The sequence below is a fragment of the Niameybacter sp. genome, assembly GCF_036655075.1.
Lineage (GTDB): Bacteria > Bacillota > Clostridia > Lachnospirales > Cellulosilyticaceae > Holtiella.
This window is the reverse complement of record NZ_JAVVQU010000107.1, coordinates 1-1,673: the sequence shown is the minus strand read 5'-3', so window position 1 is coordinate 1,673 and position 1,673 is coordinate 1. Positions and strand designations below refer to the sequence as shown.

The window sequence follows — 1,673 nt, the reverse complement described above, 5'->3', positions numbered from 1 at the left end:
CAGCCCTTATAGGGCTAATTTCAAACCACCACTTGAAGTGGTGGTTGATGACTTTGAGTTAACAAAGATTATTATAATTAAAGAAAGAGGCAACGAGAATGAAGACAACCCTATATTTAACTAGACATGGTCAAACAGAATGGAATATAGAAAAGAGATTACAAGGAAGAGGTAATTCTCCATTGACTCAGGAAGGAATAGAAAAGGCTTATGAACTTAGAAAACGTCTAAAAGATATTCCGATTGATGTGATTTATACAAGTCCTATTGAAAGGGCTTTACATACGGCACAAATCCTTAAAGGAGATAAAGATGTAGAGATCTTAAGCTGCGAAGGACTGATGGAAATGAGTTTTGGTACATATGAGGGTAGAAAAACAGATGAGATTAGTAAGGAATGTCCTGAATGGGATATTAATCTTATTATGGAAGGCAATACAACACTTGCAGCACCAGAGGGTGAAAACCTAGGACAAGTAAGAGACAGAGTAAAAGAAGCAATGGACCATATTATTGCAATGCATAAGGGTAAACATATTTTAGTTGTTGCTCATGGAATCACTTTAAAGGCCTTAATGTATTACTTTAAGGATGAGGAAGTAAATCAAGAAGTTATGGGGCAGACTACTCTTACAAAAATTGAACAAGATGTAGATGGAACGGTACACATTGTTTATAAAAATGATAGTACTCATTTCAGTAATCAAGCGAAACAACTAGGTTGGTAAATAAGAAAGCAAGATAATAGAATACTTGAACACTATCTAATTCGCAAATCCTTTCAAAATGTATTCACTATTAAAGATATGAAGAGATGCTGTTAGTATATTGTAGTTTGCAGCAAATTCCCTAGAAGAGGTTAGACTAGACTAATCTCTTCTAGGGATAGTTTGTGTAGAGATAAGACTAACATTTGTATGAGCTAAGCTTTTTGAGATAATATCACCTTTATTAATAGGGGCACGTACTTGGAGTGTTTTGAGGATATCGATACAGGCACTAAGGGAACTTTGAAAAATACCTTGCTGAGTTTCAACGTTTACACGAGGTAGGATTCCATGATGAACAGGTAAGGAAGCTTTTAAAAAGGTTGTAGGAGAATTATATTCTTGAGAAACAGGGTTGAAATCTATTTTACAAAAGTACCCATTAAGATTAATAGGTGTGCTTTCATCTAAATGAGTTGTGAGTCTACAGTATAGGGGGCAACCCATACAAGTTAGTTCTACTATTGCCATAGTTTAATTCCTTTCTATATAATATAAGGAAGGGAAGAGATTTAGTATTAACTAAGGGTGATAAGAGAATAATAAAGCATAGGACTAGGGGATAAACTAGTTATAGTGAGCATTATTTAGAAAAAAGCTTTGTAGTAATATATGAGAAGGTATTAGCAAATATGTTGCATTTATCCACAAAATGTGTATAAATACAACTAAAACGGTGGATAAAATGGGGACAGTGAATTAATTGTGGGGATAAAGAAATAAACTAAAATAAACATGAAAAAAGTTTAGAAATAGTGTTGACTTATGTAGGTCTATGGTGCATAATAATACAAGTCAGCAGGGCACACAGCCACTAAGACACAGGCCTTGAAGGCTTGATAAATAAGAATAAATGAACTTTGAAAATAAAATAGTAACCATTAAACCAGTCGATTCAAAAGTCAC

At 33.8% G+C, this 1,673-nt stretch carries 2 protein-coding genes; one reads left to right on the top strand and one right to left on the bottom strand.

Features of this window, described 5'->3' with window-relative positions; translation table 11 throughout:
- Nucleotides 1-98 precede the first annotated feature (98 nt).
- Nucleotides 99-728 (top strand): histidine phosphatase family protein, encoded by a 630-nt coding sequence (locus tag RRY75_RS14175; RefSeq protein WP_332717434.1) that lies wholly within the window; start codon nucleotides 99-101, stop codon nucleotides 726-728.
- 141 nt (nucleotides 729-869) lie between these two features.
- On the opposite strand, the gene RRY75_RS14170 is transcribed toward RRY75_RS14175, so the two are convergent.
- Nucleotides 870-1,238, bottom strand: coding sequence for a DUF1667 domain-containing protein (locus RRY75_RS14170; protein ID WP_332717431.1), 369 nt, complete (start codon nucleotides 1,236-1,238; stop codon nucleotides 870-872).
- Nucleotides 1,239-1,673: the final 435 nt, after the last annotated feature.

Coding starts and splice junctions, on each gene's coding strand:
- RRY75_RS14175 (WP_332717434.1), top strand. CDS start 99: ATGAAGACAACCCTATATTTAACTAGACATGGTCAAACAGAATGGAAT.
- RRY75_RS14170 (WP_332717431.1), bottom strand. CDS start 1,238: ATGGCAATAGTAGAACTAACTTGTATGGGTTGCCCCCTATACTGTAGA.